Origin of the sequence: Enterococcus sp. AZ191 (genome assembly GCF_051713845.1) — a bacterium.
Lineage (GTDB): Bacteria > Bacillota > Bacilli > Lactobacillales > Enterococcaceae > Enterococcus_B > Enterococcus_B durans.
In genome coordinates this window covers 1,309,504-1,333,795 of record NZ_JBIOQS010000001.1, presented here as the reverse complement: position 1 = coordinate 1,333,795, position 24,292 = coordinate 1,309,504, and the positions used below count along the sequence as shown (strand labels likewise).

Here is a 24,292-nt window from a genome sequence, read left to right as displayed (position 1 = left end):
TGTCGTGTTCCTACTATATATATAGGATTCATACAAATCGTAGCTTATCATATCCATTCAGAAAACGTTTGTCAAGAAAAGCCAATGATAAATCCGTTGTTATTCTTTTAATTCAGCCAATATATCTTGACCAGAAACCGCACAAACTGCGCCATCTTGTATCAATTGATGGGAACCTTTCGAATGTTCTGTCAAAATATTTCCTGGAACAGAAAAAATGGGTTTTCCCAACTCCAAAGCGTGCTGGACAGTGATCAGAGAACCACTCTTTTCTCTTGCCTCAATCACACAGGTTCCTTCTGATAAAGCTGCAATGAGTCGGTTTCTCATCGGAAAATGATATTTCTTCGGACCTGTATCAGGAAGGAATTCACTGAGTAGTAAATGATTTTTTCCTATCTCTGCTTGTAATGCACGATTTTCTTCAGGATAGACTTTATTCATCCCTGTGCCAATGACTGCAATTGTTTTGCCAGAGTAATTGATTGCCGCTTGATGTGCATAGGTATCGATACCTTTTGCACAGCCACTAACGATCACAACTCCTGCTTCAACGACTGGAGCCAGCAGATGGTGCACTACTTTTTTTGCTAAAACAGATGTTTTCCTTCCACCAACAACACTGATCATCTTTCTCTCCAACAACGAAAGATCACCTTGGTAAAAAAGTGCAATAGGGGGCGCTGCAAGATGCAGTAGTTGCGAGGGATACTTTTTATCTAGGCATGTCACGACTGATTGCTTTGACAAGCGATCCGCCTGTTTTGCACAAATCTCTGCCCAGCTCTCTTCAAATAGGTGACGGGAGTCGCCGATTTTTGCAATAGCAATGATTTCTGTTAGGGATAATTCTTTTTTCCCAGATTTCAGTAGCTCTTGAATCACTTGCCATTTTCTTTGGATGCTCAACCCTTTTACGCACGCTAATTTTACCAAAAATAAATCTATTTTATACATAACAAAGATCGCCTCTCTTTCTCATAAATAACATGCGCAAGAGGCGATCAATTATTTTAAATCAAATAGTTTTTTACAGGCGCAAATGTTTTGCGATGGATCGGTGTCACGCCTTTTTCTGCTAAACCAAGTAAATGCTCTTTCGTGCCGTAGCCTGCATTGTGATCAAAACCATAGCCAGGATACAACTTGTCATACTGTTTCATCAGATCATCTCGATAAACTTTGGCAATAATACTTGCCGCAGCAATCGATACAGAACGTGCATCCCCTTTGATGAGCTTTTCTTGTTGGATCGGTAAATCAAGCGTCATCGCATCAATCAATAAATACGTAGGCTTTACAGCTAGTTTTTCAACTGCTTGGATCATCGCAAGTTTACTTGCTTCGTAAATATTGACCTCGTCAATCGTCTTTTCATCAATTATCCCGATCCCGATAGCAATCGCTTTTTCTTGGATTTGCGCATAAAGCAATTCTCGTTTTTTCTCTGACAATTGTTTGGAGTCATTTAAACCAAGTATTTCTTCATTTTTAGGCAAAACGACTGAGGCAGCCACAACTGGTCCAGCTAATGGCCCGCGACCTACTTCATCGATCCCTGCGATCCATTCATGACCACTTTCATACCCCTTTTTTTCAAAAATCGACATTTCTTGATATTTTTCTTTAATCGATGCTTCTTTTTTTAAGCGATTCTCAAAAGCAACCAATGCTTGCTTTACGCCTTTACGTGAGTCCTGCCGAAATTCTTCAATAGTTGGATCTGTTAGCGAATGAATGGCTTTTAAGCGCTCTTTGATACTTTGAATCGACTCACTCATGTTCTTCTTGACCCAGTTCTTCGTAACGGTCTAATGTGTAGCGTCCTAATTTTCCTTGACGGATGTCGAATACGACGACTTCACTCCCACGTTCATAGTCATCCTTATAGCCCCGTTTAGCGGTAATATCCATCAGGAGTTCAGAACCTAATTTCTGTTCTTGATCTTCCGATATGTTATAGCGTTCTGCTATTCTTCCTGGATAATAGCGCGCAAAAAAATCTAGACCATAGATCGCTAAATCATCTAAATGCACAAGTTGATCTTTGATTGCACCAGTCAATGCCAATTTTTTGCCGATTTCTTCATCTTCAAATTTAGGCCATAGTATCCCTGGGGTGTCTAATAATTCTAGTTCGCTGCCTAAACGCAGCCATTGCTGACCTTTTGTTACACCGGGTTTATTCCCTGTCTGTGCAATTTTTTTCCCAACTAGTCGATTCATCAATGTTGACTTCCCCACATTGGGGATTCCTAGGACCATTGCCCGTATCGCACGAGGCTTGATCCCTCTAGCTGCATCACGTTCCCGTTTTTCTTTTAAGGCTTCTTTTGCCGTAGGAATCAGTGCTTTGATTCCTTTACTTTCCTGTGCCGTGATTGCAAGTGCTGAATGACCTTGTTTTTTAAAATAGTCTTGCCACAATCTTGTCTGTTGCGGATCTGCCAAATCCGCTTTATTCAGTAATACTAATCGAGGTTTTTGTTGGATAATCTGGTCGAGCATCGGGTTTCTTGAAGATAAAGGTAACCGAGCATCAACCAATTCAAAAACGATGTCTACATATTTCATTTTCTCAGATACTTCACGGCGTGCTTTCGCCATGTGTCCTGGGAACCATTGGATAGTCATAGTGTGAAATAAACTCCTTTCGTATCAAGGTTTTAAGAGGTTCAACTTCTACAAATCCAAGTTGATTATGTGGCATGGGACACCTTTTCTCATTTAAAGGAGAAGTTATTCCCATACGTGATCTTATAACCAAGCATCTTTTGCATTTTACCATAAAACGTTTCAATATCAAATGACGTCTACCCTTCACTTTAGCTACTAATAACCAATAACCTTCGATACTGTTACTGATACCTAAACCATATATAGTAGTTTCTCTACGAGCATTATTTTATCATACCAGCTTTTTAACAGCGACTTAATGATAATTATTTATTTAAAAAAAACAATTAAGTTTTTCAACATATAGTTGCCCTTGAGTATCCAAACAATCTATTCATTTCAAAGACTTCGACAATCCAGAATGTTAAAAGGATCAAAATTTGTCTAACGTTAAACTTCAATTTGCTGGTGACCCCCATTTACTCGTCAACTCTTGTAACAACTTGTTGGTTTCATTGTAAACGTTCTGAATACGAAGAATATTAATAATAACATTAGCAGCTATAATGTAAAGAGGCTGTGGTGGAAGCTTCTTTACTTTTGCCACACATTCTTCTTAATTATAGTACAGACCATTGAAGATTTATATACATTGATAATTATCATACAAAAATAATACTAATCAAGAATTAATATACATTTTTATAAAAGCATATAAAAGAGTACAAGCAAAAAACTTTCAGGTAAATTCGTATACATTCCTTAAACAAATAGTTGAAATTTTTTGACAACGTTTACAAAAAAGCGGATGATGTGTAAAAGAAAGGAGCTGTTGAAAATGAATAGTATGGTTTTTGTTAATTTTCCAGTGGAGAATGTGGATGCTTCTGTCGCTTTCTATGAAAAATTAGGTTTTACAAAAAACGAGGAATTTTCAAATGAACAGGCAAGTTCGATGGTTTGGGATGATACCTTTTGGATCATGCTACTTTCTCACGATTTTTATAAAAAGTTCTTGAAAGATAAAGAAATTGCAGACAATCACAAATCTAGCGGGACCTTGATTTCGTTTAGTGTAGAAAATGCAGATGCTGTCAAAGAATTTGCAGAAATTGCAAAAGCAAACGGTGGTAACTATCATGCAGTCGATATGGGGATACCAGAGGAAGAAATGTTCTCGTTGGAAGTCCAAGACTTAGATGGAAACACTTTAGAACCAGTTTGGATGAAGATGCCTTAACAAAAAAGCTCTCGTAGCAATCTACACAAGCAAAAACGTACTAAGATTAGAGGGGAAATTCATCGACGGATGAATTTCCCCTCTAATGCTCTTTTAAGCGTATAGAGTGGGACAAATCAGGTTTGCTACAGACTCTCGAATAAACGGTGGGAGCAGAAGCAACTCCTTCTTAAATAAGCCGAAATTCACAAAAATTTGAAAAGCAATTTTCGTGAATTTCGGCTTATTTCTCGGAGTTAAACACTTCTGTCCCAGCCTTCTTTTAACGTGTTTATTTGCATATTGAGAGTTTTTTTATTTTTATTCAATATAATACATATTTACTTTTTTGATTTTTGCCAGTCAAGGGACAACGCAACTATTTCTAAACAACTTCTCCAAAGAGTAAATCAAGCAACCCCTCCGTACTAAAATGAGTGATATACTCCGAAACATTCACCTCATTCAGCTTAGTTTTAAGCGATTCATATAGAAATGGCTGACCTTCAAGAGATTCTTCAAGCTCTCTGATATTTTTTTGTCCAAAAAAATCGCCGAAAAAGCGGATATCTGTGATTTTCCCTTTTTTTGTTGCTAAACGGATGTCGATGATCCCTATTGCTGGAATGCGTGTACGTCGAGTTAAAGTGAACACTGGTGTCTCACCGTGGATCCACTCATCATTGCCGTAGCGGTCATTCACTAATTTGCTGATTTTTTGCTTATCTGCAGAAGTCAGTACTAATTTTTTATCTTCAATTTCAGCTAAATCAGTGACATGATAAAGTTCTTTTAAAAGCGCATCACGGAAATCTTCAATATACACATATTGGAATTCAGGACTTAAGTATGGCTTGATGTTTGTGACGCTTTTTCGTACTGATTTCGTTGCTTTGGACTCTATCTTTTCTTTTGAGACTGTCAATATCTTATCTAGTACAGATAAATCCACATCATACATCAATGTTCCATGGGAATATAACCGATTCTTTTTCGTATACATTGCATTACCTGAAAACTTCATACCATCAACATACAGGTCATTGCGTCCACTAGCTTCGACAGTTGTGGCACCCATGTTTTTTAACGCTTGTACAATAGGTGAGGTAACAGTTTTATATTCGCCAAATACTGTCTGATCTTTCTTTGTGACAAAGCTGAAACTAAGATTCCCAAGATCATCATACACCGCTCCGCCGCCAGAAGTTCGCCGTGTGATCGTGATTTTTTTCTGTTGTACGTAAGTTTGATTGATTTCCTCGTAAACATTTTGATTTCTGCCGATGATCACACATGGTTCCTGAATGTATAACAGCAATAATGGTTCGTTGCCAGCATAATGATTCATTAAGTATTCTTCAGTGGCTAAATTTTTACGGATATCTCGACTTTCCATGATATGGTAACGCATGAGCAACCCCTCTTATCTGATGTAATTGTTGGTTCTATCTTCTCTTTTCTCCTTCAAAATGGCAACTATTTTGACTAATTACTGTATTATTCACCTCAAATATCTGTACTAAAATTTATTTTTAGTTTACGTAAAGATTAGGGCATTTCCACCCGCTTGCGATAGACACTATGGAGAACAACAGCCTTGAAAGAAAGAGCATAAAATAACTATCGGAAACAAAAATAACTCCTTCATAAATAAGTAAAAAGTCACAAAAATCAAAAAAGTGATTTTCATTACTTTCTTCTTATTTATTGGAGTTATACACTTCTGCTCATTCGCTTTTCTCATTACATAGCCAGATTCAGCCAATCCATTTTATCTCGTGTAATGGATAATAAACGAACCGAGCTTTCCCTAAAATATCTTCTTGCGAAATCGTACCAAAGGATCGACTATCTTTTGAGACCCGCCGATTATCTCCTAAAACAAAATAGCTATTCTCTGGCAATTTTTTTTGATTGATCAATTCGTCTAAAGTAAAATCTGTCGTATAAGGCAAACTTTCATGGTCTGTTTTGATATTTTTTGTCAAAAAAGGTTCTTTGACTATTTTTCCATTTACTCTTAACTGATCATTTTCGTAGCTAATTGTTTCACCAGGTAAGCCAATCACTCGTTTGATGTAAATCGTTCCATCTGCCAATTGAAAAACAACAACGTCGAACCGTTTAATTGTTGAAAATTTTTCCATTACTACCATATCGCCTTGCTTCAGTATGTTCTCCATTGAATTTCCTTCAACTGGAACTGGAATCAGAACAAATCCTCTGATGATGAATACAATAAAAATGGAGCAGAGGACATATTTAAATACAAGCCAAAAACGGTCTATATATTGTTGTTTTTTTATCAATATCCATCAATCCATCCTTTAATTTTTTCCTTCTTTCTCCATTATAGAAAATCTAACCGAAAAATGCGACTAGCTGAGTAGCTTTTTTAAATTTTTAACAAATTGTGATCAGTCGCAGCTTTTTTCTTTCATGAGTTCTCTTTTGAAAAAACTATCTTTACAAAAAAAGAGCGCTAGGCAAAAGTAAGGAATGCTTTTGCCTCACACTCAAAACACGCTTAAACGACAGAAACAAAAGGCATCTCTTGCTAGAAAGTTGCACACTTTTTTTGTTCCAGTCTCTTTTTACAAATGATTCAAAAACATCCACACGATGTCCAGTTACAATAAACGATACGATGTTCATGTGACCCAAAGAGCTCATCCAATTATCTACGCAGACAACCTGCTCAATGACTATTTTCTAAATATTTTTCCCATACTTCATCAAAAATATCCATTGAAGGTAGATAATCAACATTCAATTCTAAGTAATCTGAAATTTCTTCGTAGCTTGTACTGTGTTTTGGGAATTGAATATCCTTCCCAGCATCGGTTGCAAAAGAGGAGATCATATCCGTATGTTTTCCTCCACGTAGTGTCATCAAATAATGGTAAAAGCTTCGGTTCACTCTTTTTCCTCCCAGTTATCTTTTATGAATGCTGCTCTTCTTGCATGGTTTCGTTCATAATTTTCAGGATTTCTTTTATAATAATCTTGATGTTCATCCTCTGCTAAATAAAAAGGCTTCGCAGATTCGATCATGGTAACGATCGGTTCATAAAATCGTCCACTTTCAGCTAATTTTTGCTTACTTTTTTCAGCAATCACACGTTGCTCCTCTGTAGTATAGAAAATAACAGGTCGATAATTTTCTCCTCGGTCTTCAAATTGTCCGAAAGCATCCGTTGGGTCCGTTTGTTGCCAATAGATTTCCAACAATTCTTCATATGTGATCTTTTTCGGATCATAGATGATCTCTACTGCTTCTGTATGCCCTGTTATCTTAGCCTTTACTTGTTCGTAGCTTGGATTTTGGACATGTCCTCCTGTATAGCCTGACATGATCGTGTGGATTCCCGGTAATGTATCAAAGGGTTGGATCATACACCAAAAACATCCGCCAGCGAAAATAGCTCGTTCCATTTCAATTCCCCCTAAAAATCATTATTGTTTGTTACTCTGTGTTGTACTTTTATTATCAGTTGTTTTTTCATTCGTTGATTCTTTTGTTGATTTTTGTTTCGTATCTTTAGGAAGGTATAAGCTAAAACGAATGTCATCATTGACCAGATCGATTTTGTTCGCTTTGATATACATGCCATTTTGCATACGGAACTGATCTAAACGAAGCATGATCGTTAGTTCATCCGTGTTGATTTCGATCCAATCAGGTAATTTGTAATTACGTTTGATCATATTCATGACATCTTTGATTGGCAAGCTGAGTGTCCCGATTGAAAGGCTTCGAGCTTTTAACTGGACGTTCCCATTTTCCATCACATAAGGATCAAAATAAAGATAAAAATTGATTGGAAAACCGAGTACTTCAAACGTACCGTTCAACATTGCTTCATTTTCTAAATAAAATTTATACTGGATATCTTGATCTTTTTGATAGTCAGATAAAAAGAAGCTGATCATCTGATTAACTTTTTCTTTATTCGTATTGATCGTTAAGACTGGATCGCCTTGTCGTTCAGTGATTTCCGGTACTTTGGCAAACTCAGGCTCTCGATTAGCAAAAATCCGAGTACCTAAAAATATAGACGAACCGAGTACGATTCCTAAAAGGATCAAGAAAGCGAATTTCCAGTAATTCTTCTTTTTTGATTCCGTTGATACATCTTTTGAGCGTTTTTCCATCACTACTTATCCTCCTTTGGCAGCCATTGTTCTTGCGTTTCTATCAATTTATCACGAACAGCATTTGCCATTAACTGATAGCCTAGATTATTGGGATGGAAATGATCCTCTTCATATAGCACATTATTCTTTGTGCCAGAAGAAGATTCACCTGTGCTAGATTGGGTCGTTCCTTCTTCAGCCACTCCAACTTCCTGATTCAATCCTTGGTAGAGCAGATCATTGATCGGGATGAAGTAGCAATCTTTAGAATCTTTAGTAACTTTTTCTGTACTAGCATTCCAGTTGTCCACAATTGTTTGCATATCCGTTATTTCTGGGAAATTCAAGTAGAACGGATTATAAATACCCAGCACGTATATCGGCGCGTGTGCATTGAGAGATCTGATTTCTTCGATCAATTTGGTTACGTTCTCTTGGTATTTTTTCATTGGCTTCTTGAACGAATTGATGCTGATTCCAAAAAGATCATTTTGGATGACCTTCATCAAATCATTTCCGCCTACTGTCAATGTAATAAAATCTGCAGATTCGATATTTTTTTGGATTGCTTCTTTTTTCTTCACTCTTTTTAGGATCTGGTCGCTTCGTTCACCATTTACTCCATAGTTTTCGATTTCAACAGCTGTCAAATCATATCGATCTTGCAAATCATTTGCAACCAATGGAACGAAACCACCTTGTTTCGTTTGATCGCCGATTCCTTCGGTTAAGGAATCACCGATTGCTACATAATGGATCTTTTCCTTGTGATCGGTCGCCTTATTACCAGTTGCTACTGGTTTTAACAAAGGCGCCGCTTTTGGGATCGATAACGACAATCCCGCAAAAACGATAACAGCAATCAGTAGCGGGAACAAAACGAGCAATACCTGTCGTTTTGTAAATTTCATTCTTTTCACCTCATATTATTCGATTGTTTCTTATGTTATCAAACTTTCCACTAAAAAAGTAGTAATTACGAACAAAATAAATAATTTTTCCAAAAGAAAAAGGATAACACAATGGATCGGCCACTGTCTTATCCTCTCAAATTAAATCAATCGACGTAATACATGATCGCAAAGGCGTTTTTACCTGTATGTGTAGCAATAACCGGATTTGTGTGCAAAACGGGGATATTCATATCTGGGAATAATTCTTGCAGCCCTTCCTTAAACTCTTGAGCGAGTTCTGCGGCATCAGCATGAGAGATACCGATTTGTCGAACATTTGGCAAAGCTTTTAGTTCTTTTTTCAAATTGTTGAACCATTTATCAAATGTCTTTTTGCCTCTGCCTTTTGCAACTGGGATCAATTCACCATGGGTAAAATTCATGACAACGCGGATATTCAAGACACTAGAAAGTAGCCCAGTGGTCCGACTGATTCTGCCACCCTTGACCAAATTGTCTAAAGTAGATATTCCAATATAAAGTGTTGTATTTTCTTGCACTCTTTGGACCTCTTTTAGGATCTCAGCTGCTGATTTTCCTTCTTTTGCTAATTCTGCTGCTCGGATAACTTGAAAAGACAGCCCTTGGTCGGTGGTATCGCTATCGATCACCGTTACTTTTGTTTTCGTTAGATTACTTGCTTGGCGAGCAGCTTCAACAGTGCCACTTAATCCTTTTGTCATATGGATCGAAATGACTTCGCTGCCATCTTCTCCAAGAGAATCATACATCGAAATAAACTCCCCAATTGGTGGTTGACTCGTTTTTGGCAATGACTTTGCTTGTACCATCATTTCCATAAACTTTTCTCCACTTAACTGATCATCATCAGGATAAACCACACCGTCGATCATTATCGCTAACGGCATCACGTGGATATCTAAATTATCTCGCACACTTTTTTCGATTGTACAAGAAGAATCTGTTACGATTTTTACGTTTGTCATTCTATCTCACTCTTCCTTTAACAAGATGCCTTCTTCGTGGTAAACTAAAATAAAGGCAATTACTCTTTTTAGTATAACAGACAAGTCTGGTTTTTTCATTAAATACATTCGGGAAGGATTCGTTTTCATGGAAAACACAAAATTTAATCGTACCTATCGTATTTTAAACGAAGTCTTCAATGCTGTCACACATGGTATCGGAACTGGGCTAAGTATTGCTGGTTTAGCGATTCTTTTAGTGAAGGGTGCTAGACTCCATTCATCCGTCCATGTCGTCTCCTATGCCATCTATGGCTCTATGATGATTTTGCTATTTTTGACTTCTACCTTGTTTCATGCGCTGATTTTTACGAAAGCAAAAACAGTCTTTCAAGTACTGGATCACAGCACGATTTTTCTGTTGATTGCTGGTAGTTATACTCCCTTTTGTTTGATCAGTATTCGGGGCTGGCTAAGTTGGACTTTGTTTGGGGCCATCTGGCTATTTGCGATTTTGGGGATCATTTATAAATCATTGACACTTCATAAGCAACAGCGAGTCTCAAAATTCTCTACGCTTATTTATATTTTGATGGGATGGCTTTGTGCAGTGGCAGCGGGTCCTTTGTACCACTCGTTAAGTCTAACTGGGGTGATTTTGCTGGTTGCTGGCGGTCTCTCCTATACAATTGGTGCCTTTTTTTATAGTTTGCATTCCATTCGTTTTATGCATGTGGTGTGGCATCTCTTTGTTATGTTTGGTGCTGGTTTTATTTACTTTTCAGTCTTGTTTTATACCTAAAAAAGAGACCGAAACAGAAGTAGTGAACTCTGTGAAAGTCACTTCTGTTTCGGTCGTATATTCACGCTCATCTTTTTATTCGGGAGATTCTTCTGATTGGGTTTCTTTTCTTTGATAGGTTTCAAACTGGTGATTGTAACGATTTTTTTCATCTGTTTCTCCTTGACTGACATTGATCATTGACCAATCCTCCCAGTCAAGCGTAGGAAAGTAGCTATCACCTTCAAACGTGTGATGGATCACTGTACGATATAGGACTGTACAAAAAGGGAGAAATTCCTTGTAGATTGTTGATCCTCCAGCAATAAAAATAATTCCATCCGTTTCCTTTTCATACGCCAACACTTCGTCTATACTATGCATCACCATTACACCTTCTGCTGTATAATCCCGATTGTGCGTCAATACAATCGTGTGACGATTTCGTAGCGGACGGTTCCCCATTCCTTCAAACGTTTTTCTGCCCATGACCAGAGTGTTCGATTCAGTCATTTGTTTGAAGAATTTCAGATCGTTGGGTAATCGCCAAGGTAGCTTATTCTCTTTTCCAATCAAACCATTCTCATCTTGTGCCCAGATTGCAGCTAACATACGCTCATCCTCTCTACCTTATACTGCGATAGGTGCTTTGATAGAAGGATGTGGATCATACCCTTCTACTTTGATATCTTCCATATCAAAATCAAAAACAGAGGCTTTTTCTGTATTCAATTTCAATGTAGGAAATGCACGAACCTCGCGTGATAATTGTTCTTTCATTTGTTCGACATGATTGGAATACAAGTGTGCATCGCCTAAAGTATGGATGAATTCTCCGACTTCTAGACCTGTTTCATGTGCGATCAGATGTGTCAATAACGCATAACTTGCAATATTGAATGGTACTCCTAAAAAGACATCGCCACTCCGTTGGTATAACTGACAGCTGAGACGACCGTCAGCAACGTAGAACTGAAACATTGTATGACACGGTGGTAATGCCATACTTGGTACGTCTTCTGGATTCCATGCTGAAACGATCAAACGTCTTGAATCGGGTGTTTTTTTGATTGATTCAATCACTTCTTTGATTTGATCAATGAAGCCCCCTTCTTTTGTTTCCCAATGACGCCATTGATATCCATAGATGTGTCCAAGATCACCAAATTTTCTAGCAAATTCATCGTCAGTCAAGACTTTTTCACAAAATAGCTGATGTTGTTCTTTGTATTGCTCGTTGAATACTGGATCAGTCAAACTTCGATGACCAAAGTCTGTCATGTCAGGACCTTGATATTCGTCACTTTTGACATAACGTTCAAATGCCCACTCATCCCAAATGTGATTATTGTTTTGCAACAGAAAACGGATATTCGTATCTCCTTTTAAAAACCAAAGCAATTCGCTTTTGATCAATCCGAAAGGAACACGTTTAGTCGTAAGTAATGGAAAACCTTTTTGCAGATCAAACCGCATTTGGTACCCAAATATGCTCCGTGTACCTGTACCCGTACGATCGCCTTTTTCATGTCCTTCTTCGAGTAGTTTTCTTCCTAAATCGAGATATGCTTGCTCCATGTTACTCCTCCTATTCTTCTGCCCATTCACTTAGGTATTCCCATCGTGCCATCTTTTCTTCTAGTTTACTTTCAGTCTGTGAAACCTCCGTTTGCAATTCCTGCAAGCGAGTAAAATCATCTCCCTGATGATTCATTTCTTCTTGAAGCTGGTCGATTTTTTCTTCAAGTACAGCGATCTCATCTTCAATAGTTTCCCATTCTTTTTGTTCCATATAAGAAAGCTTCTTTTTCGTTACCGCTTCTTTTACTGGTTCTATTTTTCTTTTTGTTTTGTCACTTGTTTGCTCTGTTTCTTTTTGTTTGCTCAAGTAGCTCGACATATTTCCATAATATAATTCTTGTCTTGCATCTCCTTGGAACACCAACAGTTTTTCTGCAACTTTATCTAAGAAATAACGGTCATGGGAAACTGTGATCACAGCTCCTGGGAAACTTCTAAAATAATCTTCTAAAATCGTTAAAGTCGCAATATCCAAATCATTCGTTGGTTCATCTAAAAGTAACACATTCGGTTGTTGGATCAATAATTTCAATAAATACAAGCGACGTTTTTCTCCACCAGAAAGTTTCTTGATCAACGTTCCATGCATAAATCGTGGAAACAAAAATCGTTCGAGTAATTCTGCTACACCGATCTGCGTACCATCCGCCGTTTGTGCTTCCTCTGCCGCTTCCTGTAAATAAGCAATCATCCGTTTTTCAGGATTCATTTCTTCATTTTCCTGCGTGTAGTAAGCGAAACGTACTGTTTCTCCTACCGACAGTGTTCCTTTGTCTAATGGGATACGGCCTGCTAAGATATTCAGTAAAGTTGATTTTCCAGCACCGTTTTTCCCAGTGATCCCTAGTCGTTCCTTTGATTGGATCAATAACTCAAAATGATCCAATAGCTGTTTGCCGTCAATAGCATAGCTACCATCTTTTATTTCTAATACTTTTTTCCCTAAACGTTTTGTTGCGATATTCAACTCAAGATCTTCTTCGTGATTCACTTGATAGAGATTTTCTTTGAGGTCCTCAAATCGATTGATCCGTGCCTGCTGTTTTGTTCCCCTTGCTTGTACTCCAGCACGCATCCAAGCTAATTCCTGTTTGTAAAGACGTTTTCGTTTTTCTTCCTGTTCAACTTCCACACGGTCTCTTTCTGCCTTTTCTAGTACATAGGCTTCATAATTTCCTTTGTATTCATGGAGTTTTCCAAACGCAAGTTCAAAGATTCGATTTGTCACGCGGTCTAGGAAATAACGATCATGTGTGACCATCAGCAATGCGCCACGGTATTGTCTAAGATAATTTTCTAACCATTCGATTGCTTCATAATCAAGATGGTTCGTTGGTTCATCTAATAATAATAAATCAGGTTCATCGATTAATACTTGAGCTAAACTTACGCGTTTCTTTTGCCCACCAGAAAGTTCACCGATTTTTTTCTCTAATTCACTGATGCCTAATTTCTGTAAAATGATTTTAGCATTTGTATCAGTCGTCCAAGCATCTTCTTTGTTCATCTGTTCTTCGGCTTTTGAGTAACGTTTTTGGATTGCTGGATCATCCCCATTTGCAGACAGAGCAATCAGCGCCTCTTCGTATTCTCTTACTACACGGATCATCGGGCTATTCCCTTGAAAAACAGCTTGTAGCACCGTCAATCCTTCATCCAATGCTGATGCTTGCGAAAGATAACCAATGCGGTAATCATTCGGATAAAAAACAGTCTGACGATCTCCGTCACCTGTATCGATTCCCGCTAAAATATTTAATAGACTTGTTTTCCCAGTCCCATTTGTCCCGATCAGACCAATACGATCTTTTTCATGGATCAAAAACGAGATCCCATCGAACAAATCTTTTTCTCCATAAGTTTTTTTGAGGTCAGTTACTTTTAATTCTTTCAATGCATTCCCTCCTCGTCTTGGACATTGTATCATAAACAATTTGTTTATAGATATGTTTTTCTAATAAAAAAGGAGCGGTCGAGACAGAAATATTTCACGCCAAGAAATAAAAAGGGATTCATGGAAATCGCTTTTCAAGTATTTGTGAATTTCCATTTATTTTCCGATGGATTAGCTCTTTGCTCTTTCCAGTTTTGTCTAGAACATAGTACAAAAAACAGCGGATAGCCGAAAGAAAGTTTTCAACTATTCGCTGCTAATCAACGGATTCATTTTTCATTACTATCGTTCATTTCTGATTCAGATAAAGGTTTTCTCCTCTTTCTTAAAGCAAATCTAAACGAAAAATTATCGGTTGGTTTATTCATTGTATAGGATTCTAATAAGTTGATATTTTTACGGTAAATGTTCGCAGAAAATGTCGTTATCTTTTCTGCTTCTTCATACTCATCAACGATTTTACGTTCAAGGTAATAGCCGCGCAACATCCTTTTTGAAAACAGACTATCTTGTTGGATCAGCCACGCTGAAATAAGATTTCCTGAAACCATTTTGATTCCTTGGATTTTTCTTTGTTGAATAAAAAAATCAACCATTGTTTCATCGTAAACATCTGTTAAGTTTTCTAAACTTTCAATGATCAATTGTGTATTTTTTTGATAGGTATTTCGGATTTCCTGTATATCTTTTTCTGAAATAAATGTTTGTCGATCAGAATGGCGTCGTTCCCAAAACATTTTAGGATGCAAAATGATCCGGATCAATCGACGAACGAAGATAAACCAAAAACCAATGAATGAGAGAAATTGACTAGTAATCGAGTGCTCGAAGTTCGAAAGAAAACGAGAATAAAAACGATATCCATTAGCAGAAAGCTTTCCTGAACGAAAACTTTCATCTAATCCATCACGTTCAATCGATAGTATGAGTGCTTGGATCTCCTGTACTTCTTGTTTCTCATCGTCAGAAAGATCTGCTAAATATAAATCACGAATCCGTTCCTGATAGTTTTCGATCACCGCATCTGTCGCTAAAAATTCTTTGGAATCCTTGTCTAATTGTTTCATTTCTGATTTCAATATAGCAACAACTTCTTCTAAGATCATCAATGCATTCAGATCCGTGCTTTTCGCTTCTTCTGTTTCAGTCAACATTGGTAACACAACGATACCCACGATCAGAGTAACCAAGATCACTCCGGCGGTCAAAAACAAAAGTAACGATCGTTGGTAGAACATCATGTTATTGATCGAAAAAGGTAGGATAAAGATCGTTGCTAAACTCACTGTTCCTTTTACTCCACCAAACGTCAAGATCAATATTTCGTTCAACTGTTTTTTACAATTTTCAAAACCATCTTTGAAGATATAAAAGAGGCTGATCGATACAAAGCGGATCACAAACAAGATAACAGAAATCAACAAAATCGTTGCTAAGAGCAAGCCGTTTGGATAGACACCATCTCCCCAAACAGGTGAAAAGACTTGTGTAAGTTCGATCCCTAGAAAAATGAACACTAACGCATTAAGGGTAAAAGCAATCGTTGTCCATGTACTATTGGATAAACTCGATAATTCTGCATCAAACACCGTGATTTTTCTAAAACCGGAAGCCTGTAGTATTCCGGCTGCCACTGCGGCAATGATTCCTGAAACATCAAATACTTCTGCTAAAACATACGCTAAAAATGGCAATAACAATTCAATCAATAAATAGCCTGTGACATCCCTAGCCGAAGCTTTTTCAATCAAGTTGATGACTTTTCTTTTGACCCACACAAGTAAGAAACCCACAACTGCTCCGCCTATACTTGAGATCACTAAACTAAATCCAGCATGGACTGCTGAAAATGAACCGGTGATCAAAGCAGCTAACGCAAATTGAAACGCGGTAACGCCAGATGCGTCATTCAGCAATCCTTCACCTTCCAAAATGTGCATCGCCTTTTTAGGGATATTTACTCGTCCAGACAATGAACTGACTGCTACAGCATCGGTTGGACCGAGTGCTGCGCCAAAAGCAAAACAAGCGGCAATCGGGACACTTGGTAATAGAAAAGATAAGGTCACTCCAACTCCGACCAGTGTTAAAATCACACCACCGAAAGCTAAAAACAAAATCGTATCGAAGTTTTTAAGTATCGAAGAGATATCTGCTTTTTCACCTTCTCTAAATAGCAATGGGGCAATGATCATGACCAGAAATAATTCCGGTTCAAAATTGATGGATTGCCCCCATTTAGTCAAGCCTAAGACAATTCCTAGGAATATTTGTATCAGTGGAGCTGGAATCATTGGTAAGATGCGGCTAGCTATATTAGATAGCGTAATCGTTACTGCAAATACAATAACTAACTCTGCAAATTCCATGGTCCATCCCCTTTATTTTTTATTTTGAGCAAGTACCTTTAGAAATTGTTCTTTCTTTTTCAATATTTTATTTTCTACCGCTTCGACTTGAATCGCATTTCCTTCCAGTTCACACTGGACGCGTTTGGATTCCAAACGCAATAGATCATGTTTCAAGCGCTCTAACTGGCGGTACATGAGTATATTTCTTTTACGCAGATTACAAAGAATTTGACGACGATCTTCCATTGAAAACACGCCGTAACGATCATACAACAATTTTTTTTGTTGTTCAAAACTCTCTCTCATTTTTAAGATCTCCTATATACAAACTTTTACCATTATAACAAAAGCTACTGTAAATGAAAAACAACCAAGTTTCTCTTAAGCTATTCTATACTTTTAGCTGTCTATAAGTTTGCTTCAATTTTCGAAGCTTATTCTATTCCAAAAAACAGAAAATAGCAAGTACAGAAAAAAAACCAAGAAAATGGACATTTATACGCGACTGTCCTCCCTTCTTGGCTTATGATCGTCCGGCTTACATGACGGATCTATTCAAAAAATTCTCCATAGATATCGTCTACTCGTTGCTCTGGATTGATTACGATATAAAGATTGCCTGTTTTTTCACTGATTTTTGTTGATTGATATTGATTATCTAGACCTTCTGTTCCTTTATCAAGGTATGGGAAATAAACAAGGTCTGGTGTACCATTACGGTATAGGATTTCCATGCGTTCGATATCTTCATATTTCAATGCGCGATTGAACATTCCCATCTCAAGGCCGCCCAAATTGATATCATGCGTTGCCACTGAATCTCCTTCATGAAAGATTTCGATTTTAAATCCAGCACATGGATGAATCTCCATGAACTCACTGCCGTTGATCCGACCAAAGCTAGTTGTAATTTGTTTGATCCACAAGTCCCCGATATGACGACGGTTGATTGTCCAAGTTTCGCCGTTTCGGAAATAAAATTTTAGCGCTGTCATTTCTTTACTCATTAAAAAATCTCCTTTTTGACGTCATTTATTCTGGTTCACCTTTAGTTTAGCATAAACATCGCTTCATGGTCACATCTAACGTTTCTTTATCAGAAAATCCTCTACAGGAATGAGGCTGGGACAGAAGTGTTTAGCTCCGAGAAATAAGAAGAAATTTACGAAAATTGCTGTTCAAATTTTTGTGAATTGCGGCTTATTTAAGAAGGAGTTGCTTCTGCTCCCACCATTTATTCTTTTTTAAAAAATGAGACAAAAGTGTTTCTTACTTTTGTCCCACGCTCGTGAGCAATACCTTTGAATTGTCAGATTCCTATATTTTGCTCTTTCAAATAAACAAGTAGTTCATCTTTATCGTTAGCAACTACTCCTGTAATAACGCCACGTTCAGCTAATTGCAGCGCTTCACTTACCCATTTTCCAGGCTTTTTTTGACTTATTTCTAACAATAGATTTCCATCAATAGAAAGTTCACTTAACGATTTGATAGGAAGCTTGTCATAATTTGCCGTCACTTGTTGCAACTCAGGTGTTTCAGCAAAATAGCGGATCAGCTCCTCTACGTTCAAAGCGGATTCTCTTCCCAAACGATATAAATCAAGTGCCTCTAAAGAGTGCTGTTTACGTTGTTTCAATCCATATACTAATAACTGGACCTCTTTGATCATCTGATTGGAACATTTCCATTGTTTTAAAAATGAACGGATTTCTTTTTCTTCAAGACCTAATTGATCGATCAGCAATGTCCATGCCTGACTTTCTGTTCTCAACAGTTTTTTAGGTAAATCAGCGAAACGCAATAATGCTTCACCATATTCCTTCAGTCCTGGACAATAAACGTAGCATTCTGTTTCAACAAAGGCACGAAGTCCTGCCGAACGCTCTTGTCCTAGCAACATCTTGACAAACTCGACATTGATACGTTCTACAGAGATTTTTTCTAATAGATGATGGTTTTCTTGGATTGCTAGTGCTGTCTCTGCCTCAAGTTCGAATCCTAACTGGCTAACAAATCTCAAGCCACGCATCATGCGCAACGCATCTTCATGGAATCGCTCATGGGGGTTTCCCACAGCTCGAAGGACCTGATTCTCTAAATCAGATAGTCCGTCAAATAAATCAATGATTTGTCCATCTTCCTTTAATGCAAATGCATTGATGGTAAAATCCCGTCGCTTGAGATCTTCTTCCAATGAACGGACAAATTCAACACTATCAGGTCTTCTATAGTCCTGATACGTCGATTCCGTACGAAAGGTGGTGATTTCATATTGCTCATCGTCAACTAGAGCCAACACTGTGCCATGTTCGATACCAATATCGATTGTTTTCGGGAAAAGTTGTTTGATTTCTTCTGGAAATGCGCTTGTAGCGATATCCACATCATGAATATTTTGTTTCAAAAGGGTATCTCTGACACTTCCTCCCACAAAATATGCTTCAAAACCTGCATTCTCTAGTTTTTTTAATACTGGGATGGCTTTTTCATACTCCTGTGGTAATTCTTTTAATTTCATCATTTTCCCTCTTCCGTGTCTCTTATTTCTCTTCATTTCGTTCAAATCGATCATGATCTCGCTGATTGAATTTCGCCATATTCTTTTCAAAGATCTCCGTTAGATCTATTTCTAAAGAATTCGCCATGATCATCGTCACAAATAATACATCTCCTAATTCTTCCGCAACAGAATTGTCAGGTTCAGAGTCCTTTTTACTTTTTTCTCCATATGTATGGTTCACTTCTCGTGCTAGTTCGCCTACTTCTTCGGTTAATCGAGCCATCTGCGCCAGCGGTGAAAAATAGCCCACCTTGAATTGTTGGATATAGTCATCTACTTCTTTTTGCATACTTTTTAATGAACGTTCGTCACTCATCTGTTTCACCTCACACACTATCTTACCAAAATTTTCTGCCAAATCCTAGGCAAGAGCAATTGTGAAAATGAATATTCCATGCTACATTATGTAAAGAAATGTAAAAAGTTGAAATATTTTGAAAAATTAATCATTTGAAAGTAGGGATTTGATGACTTCATTAAAAACAATCAAAGAGATAGTGCTTATCATTATCGGGACAAGCATCTATGCTTTTGGTCTAGTTTATTTGAATATCGCTAATCAATTAGCAGAAGGCGGTGTATCAGGTATCACCTTGATACTTAAAGCACTTTTTGGGATCGACCCCGCCTATTCTACCTTATTTATCAATATACCGTTGATCCTTATCGGTGGTAAGATCCTAGGTAAACGTTCCTTGGCTTACACCATCTTAGGTACGCTCTCACTGTCTGCATTTCTTTGGATCTGGCAACGTGTGCCTTTACAGATCAATCTACAACATGATCTGCTGATCGTATCGTTACTTGCTGGATTAGTTGCTGGTATCGGTAGTGGTCTTGTTTATCGGATGGGTGGAACAACCGGTGGTAGTGACATCATCGCACGGATCTTAGAGAAAAATTATGGCATCTCCATGGGGCGTTCGTTGTTGGCGCTAGATGTCATTGTCCTACTTGCTTCCCTTTCCTATATTGATCTAAAACGAATGATGTACACCTTGATCGTCTCTTACGTATTTAGTCGAGTCATTGATTCGATTTTAGACGGTGGCTACGCTGCTAAGGGAATCTTGGTCGTATCGAATAAAAATGAAGAGATTGCCCCACTCCTTATGACAGGTTTAGAACGCGGTGTGACATTTTTATCTGGTGAAGGTGGGTTCTCTGGACAGTCGAAGAAAATCATCTACATCGTCGTTAGTTCAAGTGAAATAACCGAAGTGAAGCGAATCATCCATGATATTGATGAAAAAGCATTTGTTTCTGTGATCAACGTCCACGAAGTAGAAGGAGAAGGGTTCACTTACCTTAAACCTCAAACAAAATTGTTGAAGCGTTTATAATAATCAAATTTTCTGGTTTCACCATCAAAATAACCCCGTATTTCCAAAGTCAGGAAATACGGGGTTTTAAAATACTTTTTTACTCCTTGTTACGGACGTTCTCGTGTATGCTCGCTCATTTCCGAACTATTTTTGAGAATGAGCCGATTGACCTCATCTGACAATGCAAGAAATACATCTTTGTCTTTTTTTTCTAATGCTTGATCGATTTGTGCATAGAGCATCTTCAACCGTGCTTCTTGCTCTTTTTCTTTAAAGTAATGTTCGATCAATTCTGCATCTTCTTCACTGATCGAATCATCCCATGAAGCAAAAGGATTATCTTCCAATATCATTAAATACTCTCGTGTTTGCCACGCATTTTCAAATAAGCATTCTACATATAATGGTCTTTTCCAATTCAAACGGATCTCATGAAAAATTTGATCTGTATCGGTAAATTCTTTTCCTTCCAAAAACAGCTTCATTGGTTCCCCATCGAAGGACAGATCACTAATCTGTAAGCCACGGTTTGCTTGGTTGGCTCCCTCCACGAAGTGAACATTACTCAATATCGCTTCATGGTTTGCTAAATAATTTAAGATCCAAAAAACTTCCCTTCGACTAAAAGAGACGTGATTCACCATCCAAGTCAAAAAATTCTTTTTTTCTCTTACATCTATCAGCATCTTTCTCACCTCTCTGCTAGATCATCTAAGACTGACAATGCCTCCAAATCTCCAGGTTCATGTTCTAAATAATGGGTAAGTAATTCTCGTGTTCGCTCTAGTTGTCCTTCCTCACGTAAGAAAAAGGCATACTCTTTCAGAAAGTCTGGTTCATGTTCTAGTTCATGATAAGCTTGTTCATAATGGACAGCCGCTACAGCGAAATCTTCTAGTTCATTATACGCATGGGCTAGATTCCATTCTGCATAAGGATTAGCTGTTTCCTCCATCTGGTTCACGACTTCGATCACATCTTCATATCTTTCATCATCTAGATAAAGATTACTTAACGTCAATAACGTTTCATCTTGTTTTTCTCCTAACTCAAGCGCTTCTAACAGTAGCTTTTCAGCCTTTTCTTTATCATGAAGTCGAAACGCATTCTCTGATGCCAAATGATAAAGTTCTACTTGATATGGATTTTCCTTTATTCCTTCTTCTAAAACTTTTTGAGCCTCTTCGATCAGTTCTTCTTCCTGTAATGCTTGTCCTAAATAAAGATATAAAGACTGATATTGCGGATTGACTTCTCGCAATTCTTGGAGGTAATTGATGGCTTTTTCATTTTCTTTTAGTTGAAGATTTGTAAAAGCAAGTTGGAAAAGACGGTCATCTGTTCGTTCCTCTTGGAGTGCTTTCTCTAAGGGTTCGATCGCCGCTTCAAATTCTCCTTGCATGCTAAGCGATTGACCCACGCGTTCTTGCATAGAGATACCAGAGATTTCATCTATGTCAGAAGATAGCAGACGTTCATAGATCATTGTTGCTTCTTTAAAACGATCAACTGAAAAATAAAGTTCTGCTAAAGCAAATTGGATCAGTGGTTCTTCTGGTAATAACACTGCTGCTTCCTTCAATTTTGCTTCACTGACCTCTGGTATGCCAATTACTTGATATAAATCAGCAATCGCTAATAAAGCTTGTGGGTAATACTCACTGTCTTTAGAAATTCGTTCTAAATAATCAAATGCTTGATCGATCTCATTGTCTTCGATCGCGATCTCCGCTAATGGAATATTTAACTCGTCATTCTCAGGATATTGTACGAGTAACTGCTCATAGATTTGTTTCGCTTCTTCTAAGAAACCGAGCGCTAATAATTCTTCTCCCAATTCAGCTAATACATCTGCTGGATCTTCTTTTAGAGCCTGTGCTAGATATAGCTGTGCTTGCGTTAAGTCTTCCTCTGATAATGCTTGTAGCATCTTTTCACTATTTGTATTCATTTAATCCCTCTTATCTCAGTGACAATCTTTTCGTAAGTTGCCATAGTTTTCAATAATTCTTTCTCATTTGGTGATTGATAACCACCTACTATACCGATTTCTTCCAAAATGAGAATTTTTTTGCTTTTTTCAGCTAATTGCAGAACATTTTCTAAATAATCCGTTTTCGATAGCTGCTCTGGCCAATCGATCGGATAATTGAGATGCTTTAACCATAAAAAAAAATTTTTAATTTGAAAAGGCATCTTTGTGATTTCCACATTCCAAACAAATTGGAAAAGCATCCCTAGTAATTTTTTCATACTAGCAGATAATAAATGTCCGTTTTCTGACAAATAAAAAGCTTGTTCAAACAGTTTACCATAATTTACGAGTTTGTCAGCCTCTTCTTGATAAAAATAGATCATTTCTTCCAACATCCCAGTAAACGGTCGATGGTATAACTGCTGCGTAGTTGGATAATTTTTATATAATGTCTGTAAAAATGAGTGATCACATAGGATCCCACAAAAAACAAAAGTCAAAAAATCGATTTGTTTACCACTGATTTGTTTTTCACTGATGGTTTGATCGTAGACGATTCGTTCTGGGAGGGTCTGCGTTTGAAGAACAACTTGGTTAGGCAGCTGCAAAATGATTCGCTCTGGTGTCAATGCCCGAGCCATCGAGCGAATAGATACTGGAATAAGCCATAGCTTCGATTCCAGATGTGTATGTTTTTGAAAAAAGCCAGCCAAGTCCATAATCCCTTCGTTTCCAAAACCAATAATGAGGAATGCTTCATTTTCATTATAACGTTTGGCAAAAGTAAGTAGATTGCTTAATTCGATCAAATGATTGCATTGCGTGTTTGCACAGATGTACCAATCAATCTTACGAGGATTCGCAAACAACTGATTGATTTTATCAGCAAATAAGTCATAATACCGCTGATTCGTCAAAAACAGTACAGATTGCTCGATTTTCAGCGACTTTAACTGACTAACTAAAGTTTCTGCATAAAAGATTTTAGCTGTTTCACCATGCAACTCATAATCCAACTCCATGTGCATCCCTCCTTTCCCTTATTTTACCATTAGTAAGTAAAAACGAAAAAGGATAAGATATGTATAAAGGTTGTGAAAGAAGCGCACAGCTCCGAGCAAATAAGAACTAGATTTCTAAAATAGCTTCTCATATTTTGGAAATCTAGAGCTTATTGCTGAGGAGTTGCTTCTTGAACACCGTGGATAAGGTTGTGATAAGACCGTTCAGCTCCGCCGACAATAAGAATGGATTTTTTCGAAACAGCTTCTCATGTTTTTCATCTGTTTAGGCTTATTGTTGAAGATGCAAGCCTTTGAACACTATGGGCTAAGTTGTAAAAAGACCCGCTCCACGAAATTTGACTAGTTCCTACAACTTACGAGAGCGAACGAGGAGCCTTTCTCATTTCTTTTGCTTAAGCCACGTCATGTATAAAGAAAAGCACCTGTAGCATGAGAGCTACAAGTGCTTTTTAGCTGTCTTATTTAACAGCATCTTTCAATGCTTTACCTGGTTTGAATGCAGGTACTTTGCTAGCTGGGATTTCGATTTCTTCACCAGTTTGTGGGTTACGTCCTTTACGAGCTGCGCGTTCGCGAACTTCAAAGTTACCAAAACCGATTAATTGAACTTTTTCGCCGTTAGCTAAAGCATCTTGAATAGTTGAAAATACAGCATCTACTGCTGCAGTTGCATCTTTTTTAGTTAAGTCAGTAGCTGAAGCAACTTTTTCGATTAATTCTGCTTTGTTTGCCATGGATAGATTCACCTCCTCCACAAGAGATATGATGTAAAACATCAGTTTAGTTAAAAACATTCTGAGTGGTCCAGAAGTTTAAAAGAAATATTGATCAAGTTCAATATTCTGTTATCACGATATCATATGAACCGCTTAATAGCAAGGTTTTTACCAATTTTCACATGCTTTTTTTAGTCATGAAAACGTAATATTTAAAACCAACTATTTTT

25 protein-coding genes are annotated in these 24,292 nt (G+C 37.6%); 3 read left to right on the top strand and 22 right to left on the bottom strand.

All coding sequences use genetic code 11. From position 1 onward, the window contains the following. Window positions 1–99 precede the first annotated feature (99 nt). Genes dprA through ylqF form a run of 3 tightly spaced genes read right to left on the bottom strand, consistent with a single transcriptional unit; the run spans window position 100 to window position 2,634 of the window. Window positions 100–957, bottom strand: a complete 858-nt coding sequence (gene dprA / locus IGI47_RS06445) for a DNA-processing protein DprA (protein WP_311929781.1) — start codon at window positions 955–957, stop codon at window positions 100–102. 56 nt (window positions 958–1,013) lie between these two features. Further along, window positions 1,014–1,781, bottom strand: a complete 768-nt coding sequence (locus IGI47_RS06440) for a ribonuclease HII (protein WP_311929780.1) — start codon at window positions 1,779–1,781, stop codon at window positions 1,014–1,016. Further along, the gene (gene ylqF, locus IGI47_RS06435) at window positions 1,774–2,634 is read right to left on the bottom strand and encodes a ribosome biogenesis GTPase YlqF (protein WP_311929779.1); all 861 of its coding nucleotides are present in this window, start codon (window positions 2,632–2,634) and stop codon (window positions 1,774–1,776) included. The genes IGI47_RS06440 and ylqF overlap by 8 nt, the downstream gene beginning before the upstream one ends. A gap of 820 nt (window positions 2,635–3,454) precedes the next feature. Here ylqF and IGI47_RS06430 point away from each other — a divergent pair. Next, window positions 3,455–3,856: a VOC family protein gene (locus IGI47_RS06430; RefSeq protein WP_438783683.1), complete on the top strand. Its 402-nt coding sequence runs from the start codon at window positions 3,455–3,457 to the stop codon at window positions 3,854–3,856. Between the two features lie 364 nt (window positions 3,857–4,220). Here IGI47_RS06430 and IGI47_RS06425 read toward each other — a convergent pair whose 3' ends face one another. From IGI47_RS06425 to IGI47_RS06395, 7 genes are all read right to left on the bottom strand, one after another. After that, on the bottom strand, window positions 4,221–5,246 hold the full coding sequence (locus tag IGI47_RS06425) for a lipoate--protein ligase (protein WP_438783681.1): 1,026 nt from the start codon (window positions 5,244–5,246) through the stop codon (window positions 4,221–4,223). Window positions 5,247–5,592: 346 nt separating this feature from the next. Beyond that, the gene (gene lepB, locus IGI47_RS06420; protein ID WP_311929776.1) at window positions 5,593–6,144 is read right to left on the bottom strand and encodes a signal peptidase I; all 552 of its coding nucleotides are present in this window, start codon (window positions 6,142–6,144) and stop codon (window positions 5,593–5,595) included. 389 nt (window positions 6,145–6,533) lie between these two features. Continuing rightward, window positions 6,534–6,755, bottom strand: coding sequence for a YozE family protein (locus IGI47_RS06415; protein ID WP_005878529.1), 222 nt, complete (start codon window positions 6,753–6,755; stop codon window positions 6,534–6,536). Beyond that, entirely contained in the window at window positions 6,752–7,270 is a 519-nt protein-coding gene (gene msrA, locus IGI47_RS06410; protein ID WP_311929774.1) for a peptide-methionine (S)-S-oxide reductase MsrA, read from the bottom strand. Before msrA ends, IGI47_RS06415 begins: the two co-directional genes overlap by 4 nt. Before the next feature lie 21 nt (window positions 7,271–7,291). Then, complete coding sequence (locus IGI47_RS06405) at window positions 7,292–7,990, bottom strand: YpmS family protein (protein ID WP_438783680.1); 699 nt, start codon at window positions 7,988–7,990, stop codon at window positions 7,292–7,294. A 2-nt stretch (window positions 7,991–7,992) separates the two neighbouring features. Next, window positions 7,993–8,883, bottom strand: coding sequence for an SGNH/GDSL hydrolase family protein (locus tag IGI47_RS06400; RefSeq protein ID WP_311929771.1), 891 nt, complete (start codon window positions 8,881–8,883; stop codon window positions 7,993–7,995). Window positions 8,884–9,029: 146 nt separating this feature from the next. Continuing rightward, complete coding sequence (locus tag IGI47_RS06395) at window positions 9,030–9,872, bottom strand: DegV family protein (protein WP_438783679.1); 843 nt, start codon at window positions 9,870–9,872, stop codon at window positions 9,030–9,032. Between the two features lie 127 nt (window positions 9,873–9,999). Between IGI47_RS06395 and trhA the strand changes: the two genes are divergently transcribed. After that, on the top strand, window positions 10,000–10,653 hold the full coding sequence (gene trhA / locus IGI47_RS06390; RefSeq protein WP_438783677.1) for a PAQR family membrane homeostasis protein TrhA: 654 nt from the start codon (window positions 10,000–10,002) through the stop codon (window positions 10,651–10,653). Between the two features lie 75 nt (window positions 10,654–10,728). On the opposite strand, the gene IGI47_RS06385 is transcribed toward trhA, so the two are convergent. The 8 genes from IGI47_RS06385 to IGI47_RS06350 form a co-directional block, all read right to left on the bottom strand. After that, window positions 10,729–11,244 (bottom strand): dihydrofolate reductase, encoded by a 516-nt coding sequence (locus IGI47_RS06385; RefSeq protein WP_438783676.1) that lies wholly within the window; start codon window positions 11,242–11,244, stop codon window positions 10,729–10,731. An 18-nt stretch (window positions 11,245–11,262) separates the two neighbouring features. Further along, complete coding sequence (locus tag IGI47_RS06380; RefSeq protein ID WP_311929765.1) at window positions 11,263–12,210, bottom strand: thymidylate synthase; 948 nt, start codon at window positions 12,208–12,210, stop codon at window positions 11,263–11,265. A 10-nt stretch (window positions 12,211–12,220) separates the two neighbouring features. Further along, window positions 12,221–14,107: an ABC-F family ATP-binding cassette domain-containing protein gene (locus tag IGI47_RS06375; RefSeq protein WP_311929764.1), complete on the bottom strand. Its 1,887-nt coding sequence runs from the start codon at window positions 14,105–14,107 to the stop codon at window positions 12,221–12,223. 269 nt (window positions 14,108–14,376) lie between these two features. After that, the gene (locus IGI47_RS06370; RefSeq protein WP_142421814.1) at window positions 14,377–16,476 is read right to left on the bottom strand and encodes a cation:proton antiporter; all 2,100 of its coding nucleotides are present in this window, start codon (window positions 16,474–16,476) and stop codon (window positions 14,377–14,379) included. Between the two features lie 12 nt (window positions 16,477–16,488). Then, on the bottom strand, window positions 16,489–16,764 hold the full coding sequence (locus IGI47_RS06365) for a hypothetical protein (protein ID WP_311929763.1): 276 nt from the start codon (window positions 16,762–16,764) through the stop codon (window positions 16,489–16,491). Between the two features lie 245 nt (window positions 16,765–17,009). Continuing rightward, window positions 17,010–17,465, bottom strand: a complete 456-nt coding sequence (locus tag IGI47_RS06360) for a hypothetical protein (RefSeq protein WP_438783674.1) — start codon at window positions 17,463–17,465, stop codon at window positions 17,010–17,012. 302 nt (window positions 17,466–17,767) lie between these two features. Beyond that, entirely contained in the window at window positions 17,768–18,979 is a 1,212-nt protein-coding gene (locus IGI47_RS06355) for a CCA tRNA nucleotidyltransferase (protein ID WP_438784453.1), read from the bottom strand. Between the two features lie 22 nt (window positions 18,980–19,001). Then, entirely contained in the window at window positions 19,002–19,337 is a 336-nt protein-coding gene (locus tag IGI47_RS06350) for a nucleotide pyrophosphohydrolase (protein ID WP_146895631.1), read from the bottom strand. Window positions 19,338–19,488: 151 nt separating this feature from the next. Between IGI47_RS06350 and IGI47_RS06345 the strand changes: the two genes are divergently transcribed. Beyond that, on the top strand, window positions 19,489–20,364 hold the full coding sequence (locus tag IGI47_RS06345) for a YitT family protein (RefSeq protein WP_311929758.1): 876 nt from the start codon (window positions 19,489–19,491) through the stop codon (window positions 20,362–20,364). An 89-nt stretch (window positions 20,365–20,453) separates the two neighbouring features. Here the strand turns inward: IGI47_RS06345 and IGI47_RS06340 are convergent, their stop codons facing one another. The 4 genes from IGI47_RS06340 to IGI47_RS06325 all read right to left on the bottom strand — a co-directional run bounded on the left by IGI47_RS06340 (window position 20,454) and on the right by IGI47_RS06325 (window position 24,080). After that, window positions 20,454–21,032 (bottom strand): ReoY family proteolytic degradation factor, encoded by a 579-nt coding sequence (locus IGI47_RS06340; protein ID WP_438783672.1) that lies wholly within the window; start codon window positions 21,030–21,032, stop codon window positions 20,454–20,456. 5 nt (window positions 21,033–21,037) lie between these two features. Further along, the gene (locus IGI47_RS06335; RefSeq protein ID WP_311929756.1) at window positions 21,038–22,297 is read right to left on the bottom strand and encodes a tetratricopeptide repeat protein; all 1,260 of its coding nucleotides are present in this window, start codon (window positions 22,295–22,297) and stop codon (window positions 21,038–21,040) included. Beyond that, complete coding sequence (locus IGI47_RS06330; RefSeq protein WP_438783670.1) at window positions 22,294–23,343, bottom strand: hypothetical protein; 1,050 nt, start codon at window positions 23,341–23,343, stop codon at window positions 22,294–22,296. Before IGI47_RS06330 ends, IGI47_RS06335 begins: the two co-directional genes overlap by 4 nt. Before the next feature lie 461 nt (window positions 23,344–23,804). Next, entirely contained in the window at window positions 23,805–24,080 is a 276-nt protein-coding gene (locus tag IGI47_RS06325) for an HU family DNA-binding protein (RefSeq protein WP_002290178.1), read from the bottom strand. Window positions 24,081–24,292 lie beyond the last annotated feature (212 nt).